The sequence below is a fragment of the Mesorhizobium sp. M4A.F.Ca.ET.022.05.2.1 genome (genome assembly GCF_003998845.1).
Classification (GTDB): domain Bacteria; phylum Pseudomonadota; class Alphaproteobacteria; order Rhizobiales; family Rhizobiaceae; genus Mesorhizobium.
In genome coordinates this window covers 1-4,654 of sequence record NZ_RZOJ01000460.1, presented here as the reverse complement: position 1 = coordinate 4,654, position 4,654 = coordinate 1, and the positions used below count along the sequence as shown (strand labels likewise).

General features: G+C 63.6%; 5 protein-coding genes. All 5 read right to left on the bottom strand.

The genetic code is table 11. The features are described from left to right. Positions 1-76: 76 nt before the first annotated feature. Positions 77-496: a helix-turn-helix domain-containing protein gene (locus tag EN745_RS30470; RefSeq protein ID WP_126056673.1), complete on the bottom strand. Its 420-nt coding sequence runs from the start codon at positions 494-496 to the stop codon at positions 77-79. Between the two features lie 139 nt (positions 497-635). Beyond that, positions 636-2,228 (bottom strand): apolipoprotein N-acyltransferase, encoded by a 1,593-nt coding sequence (lnt, locus tag EN745_RS30465; RefSeq protein WP_126056674.1) that lies wholly within the window; start codon positions 2,226-2,228, stop codon positions 636-638. A gap of 137 nt (positions 2,229-2,365) precedes the next feature. Next, entirely contained in the window at positions 2,366-3,439 is a 1,074-nt protein-coding gene (locus tag EN745_RS30460) for a hemolysin family protein (RefSeq protein WP_126056675.1), read from the bottom strand. Between the two features lie 27 nt (positions 3,440-3,466). Then, positions 3,467-3,961: an rRNA maturation RNase YbeY gene (ybeY, locus tag EN745_RS30455; RefSeq protein ID WP_127422958.1), complete on the bottom strand. Its 495-nt coding sequence runs from the start codon at positions 3,959-3,961 to the stop codon at positions 3,467-3,469. Positions 3,962-3,973: 12 nt separating this feature from the next. Continuing rightward, the coding region (locus tag EN745_RS30450) for a PhoH family protein (protein WP_145992218.1) at positions 3,974-4,654 on the bottom strand (681 nt) is incomplete at its 5' end.

Below are 4,654 nucleotides of genomic sequence, written 5' to 3'. Positions count from 1 at the left end.
GTTCTGGCATGAATGTGAGCACAGTTTGTCTTGTGCCACCACCGACGGGGCGCCGTCGGTGGCACAAGCCCCTGGATCAGTCGGCGTCGTCGGTAGAAAGCGATTTCACCAGATCGATGATCCTGCGACGCACCTTGACGTCGGCAATCTTGACGAAGGCGCGGTTGAGTTGAAGCCCTTCCGGACTGCCGCAGAATTCGACGGCGAAAGCCATCGACGCGTCTTCGGCAAATCCTCGGTTGCCCACGGCCTCCTGACCCGGGGCATCCTCGAAAAAGAAGGCTACGGGCACGCTGAGGATGGACGCTATGGCCTGCAAGCGGCTGGCGCCGACCCGGTTGGTGCCTTTCTCGTACTTCTGGATCTGTTGAAACGTGATGCCGAGATTCTCACCCAGCTTCTCCTGGCTCATTCCAAGCATATTTCGCCGAAGCCTGATGCGACTTCCGACATGGATGTCGATCGGATTCGGCTTTTTCTTGTTTTCTTCTGTCATTTTCTCCTCGCCGAATTTTTCCGGCTTTTTCTATTTTTTCTTGCCCAAACGAAGCCGGAGCCAACTGCCCCAACAGAACCTCCAACCGACTTCGAGAAATTTCAGGCGCTTACAGTATGAGTTTCTAATGTGTCGGCTGTCAATTCACCCGTAGCCGCTGCCTTACATTCCATGCGAGGGCTCCCAGCGCGAACAGGAACATGATCAGCAATCCGTTAATGCGCCGCCGATCGGCAGAAATGAGGGCGCGCCCAGAGATCGGTACGCGTGCGTCAATGGCACCGCGCGTGTTGACTGCGAGCGCGTCGACAATGCGGCCGCGCGAGTCGACAATGGCGGAAATGCCATTGTTAGCCGCGCGCAACAAAGGCAATCCATTCTCCACCGCGCGAATCTGGGCCTGCCTGAAGTGCTGGTATGGTCCCGGCGTGTCGCCGAACCACGCATCGTTCGTGACGTTCACAATAAGCTGAGATGACGCTGCGTCAACCGTCACAAGGTCGGGGAAAATGACTTCATAGCAAATGAAGGGGAGCGCCCGCACGCCGTCCGGCAGCGCGATCGGATGGCGCACGTTGCCGGGCGCGAAATTCATCGGGCCGGCGACCAGTTGTTCGACCCCGAAGCGGTCGAACAGGTCGGCGAAAGGCAGATATTCGCCGAAGGGCACCAGATGGATCTTGTCGACGGCGTCGGTGATCTCGCCCTTGTCGTTGATCGCCACCACGGAATTGTAATAGCGGCTGCCGGCGCCCGCCGCCGAGCCGCCCTCTTCGCGGACGACGCCGGCGATCAGCATCTGGCCCTCGCCGAGCATGTCGCCCAGCGCGGTCAGCGCGTCCGGACGCTCGGTGAAGAGGAACGGCACCGAGGTCTCCGGCCACAGGATCAGCTGCGGCTTGGCATGGCCGGATTCTGGCGCCTTTCCCGACAGGCCGAGCAAGGTGGCGAAGATGCGGTCGCGAACCGAAGCGTCCCATTTTTCGCTGAGGTCGACATCCGGCTGCACGATTCGGACATCGACCGAACGGGTCGCCGGCTCGACCCGGGCGGCGAGCCTGGCATAGCCGAAGCCGACATGGGCGGCGACAAGCAGTATGAGCAGCGCGAAACCCAGGCGAAGCTGGCGGCGCGCCGCGACGAGAGCGGGCAGCGAAAAGACGAAGACGGCGAGCGTGTTCATGCCGATCATGCCGGTCACCGAGACGCTCTGCATCAGCAACGGCACCGGCATCGCCGCATAGCCGATGGCATTCCACGGAAAGCCGGTGAACAGGAAGTCGCGCAGCCATTCCGTCAGGCCGAAGCCGAAGGCGAGCGCGGCGATGCGGCCGATGTCGTTGCTCCAGAGCAGCCGCGCCACGACCGTGGCGAAACCGTAGAAGAATGCGAGCGCGAAGGGGATGCCGACCACCGCGAAGGGCAAGGCCCAGGCGAAGCTGTCGGCTTCGACCAGCAACGCCTGGCCGATCCACCACAGGCCGGCGAGGAAATAGCCGAAACCGAACCACCAACCGATGGCGAAGGCTGGTTTCAGCCGCCCCAGCCAGCCATCGGAGGCTTCGCCGGTCGCGCCATCGATCAGCCAGACCAGCAGCGGAAACGAGATGAAGCAGACGGCGAAGAAATCGTAGGGCGCCTGGGCGAGGACCGCCAGCGCTCCGGCGAGAAACGCCACCAGCGCCCGCCGCCACCCCCACAGCAGAATTATCCGGCCGGCCAGGCGCTGCATACAGGCTTCCGAGTCGCGCGAATCACGGCAAAAGATTTATCAGGCCGCGGTCCGCGCTCCAAACATCGATAAGCGCAATCTGATGTTATCTGTGTTACCGGTGCCAGCCCTCGATGCTGAGATCATGGGGGCAGATTTCAGGCCTGCTCGGCGCGGGCGGTGCGGCGGCGGCGCTCGCCCTTCTGGATCTGCACGATGCGCACGCGCTTGACACGGCGCGGATCGGCGTCGAGCACGTGGAATTCGAAGCCGGGGATGGCCTGCACCACCTCGCCGCGGGCAGGCACCCGGCCCAGCGTGTTGAAGATCATGCCACCGATGGTGTCGACATATTCGCCATGCTCGCCGGCAGTGAAATCCTCGCCGATCATCTTGGCGACCTCGTCGATCTCGGCCTTGCCATCGACGATGAAGTTGCCCTCGCCGGTCTGGGTGATCATCGGCTCGTCGTCGTCATGTTCGTCCTCGATGTCGCCGACCACCATCTCGACGATGTCTTCCAGAGAGGCGAGACCGTCGGTGCCGCCATACTCGTCGATCACCAGCGCCATCTGGGTGCGCGTTGTCTGCATCCTCCCCATCAGGTCGGAAGCGAGCATGGAGGGCGGTACGAACAGCACCGGGCGGATCAGGTTGAGCTCGCCGATGGTGCGGGCGAGATCGACCTGGGCGAGGTCGAGAAGCGTCGCCGCCGGGGTCTTGCGGCTGGTGCGTCCCTTCTTGACGCGAGCCAGCTTGGTGATGTGGGCCAGCACGTCGCGGATATGGACCATGCCGCGCGGGTCGTCGAGCGTCTCCGAATAGACCGGCATACGGGAATGGCCGGACTGTTCGAAAAGGCCGAGAAGATCGCCCAGCGTCGTCGTGATCTCGACCGCCTCGATGTCGGCGCGAGGCACCATGACGTCCTCGACGCGCACCTCGCGCAGGCGCAGGATGTTGTTGAGCATGGCGCGCTCGCCGGGCGAGAAGGCGCCGGCGTCGCTCGCCGTTTCGGCCAGCGCGTCCGCTATCTCCTCGCGCAGGCTGGTTCCGTTACGCTGCCTGAACAGGCCAAGCACGCGATCGAACAGGGAAGGACCGGCAGGCGATGGCTCGCTGGCGATGCTGCCGGTCGTGGTACTCGGACTCGAGCCCTCTTCCGTCTTTTCGGAAGGCTTGGCCGCACTGCCGGCGTCGGGGCGGGCGGCAGTCTCTGGTTTGTCGTTCATCGTCGTCCGGTCAATTGGTCTTTTTAGTTACGCGTAGGGATCGGGAATGGCAAGCCTCGCAAGCGCGGCGCGCTCGATCGCTTCCATCTCCTCGGCCTCGGCGTCGGTCTCGTGATCGTAGCCCAGCAAATGCAGCAGGCCATGGATGACGAGATGGGTGATATGGTTCGCCACGGGCTTGTCTTCCAGTGCCGCTTCCCGTGCGACTGTCTCGGCGGCGAGCACGATATCGCCCAGCATCGGCGGCAGCGGACCGTCCTTCGATAGCGGAAAGGCAGGGAAAGACAAGACGTTGGTCGGGTTGTCCTTGCCGCGCCAGCCGGCGTTGAGCGTGCGGATACGAGCGTCGTCGGCAAAGACGATGCTCAGCTCGGAAGCGCCCTCGATGCCGGTTTCGGCAAAGGCGGCAGCTGCGGCGCGATCGACCAGGCGCGTCAGCGCCATCTCATCGGGCCAGTCGCCGGCCTCAATCGAAATATCGATGTCGACGGGCAGGCCGCCGGGTTTCCTGTCTTCAGCCATGCGGCTTTTTCGTCAGCTTTCCGCGCCCAGGCCCCTGGCCAGTTTGCCGTCGCGGTCATAGGCCTTGACGATCTCGGCGACCAGCGGATGCCTGACGACGTCGCCCTCGTTGAAGCGTACCGTCACCATGCCGGTTACGCCGTCGAGGATGCGGAGCGCCTCCACAAGGCCGGACTTGGTGTTCGGCGGTAGGTCGATCTGGGTCGGATCGCCGGTGACGATCATGCGCGAATTCTCGCCGAGACGGGTGAGGAACATCTTCATCTGCATCGGCGTGGTGTTCTGCGCTTCGTCGAGGATGACAGCGGCGTGCGCCAAGGTGCGGCCGCGCATGAATGCCAGCGGCGCGATCTCGATCACTTCGGCGGCGATCGCCCGCTCGACCTTGTCGGCCGGCATCATGTCGTAAAGCGCGTCGTAGAGCGGCCGCAGATATGGATCGACCTTCTCCTTCATGTCGCCGGGCAGGAAGCCCAGCCGCTCGCCGGCTTCGACCGCCGGCCGCGACAGCACGATGCGCTCGACCATGCCGCGTTCGAGCAGCATGGCGGCATGCGCCACCGCCAGATAGGTCTTGCCGGTGCCGGCCGGGCCGATGCCGAAGACGAGCTCGGAGCGCTCCAGCGCGCGCATATAGGCGTCCTGGTTGAGCGAGCGGGCATAGATCGTCTTCTTGCGCGTCGCTATCTGAGC

Coding starts and splice junctions, on each gene's coding strand:
- ybeY (WP_127422958.1), bottom strand. CDS start 3,961: ATGGCTGAAGACAGGAAACCCGGCGGCCTGCCCGTCGACATCGATATT.
- lnt (WP_126056674.1), bottom strand. CDS start 2,228: ATGCAGCGCCTGGCCGGCCGGATAATTCTGCTGTGGGGGTGGCGGCGG.
- EN745_RS30460 (WP_126056675.1), bottom strand. CDS start 3,439: ATGAACGACAAACCAGAGACTGCCGCCCGCCCCGACGCCGGCAGTGCG.
- EN745_RS30470 (WP_126056673.1), bottom strand. CDS start 496: ATGACAGAAGAAAACAAGAAAAAGCCGAATCCGATCGACATCCATGTC.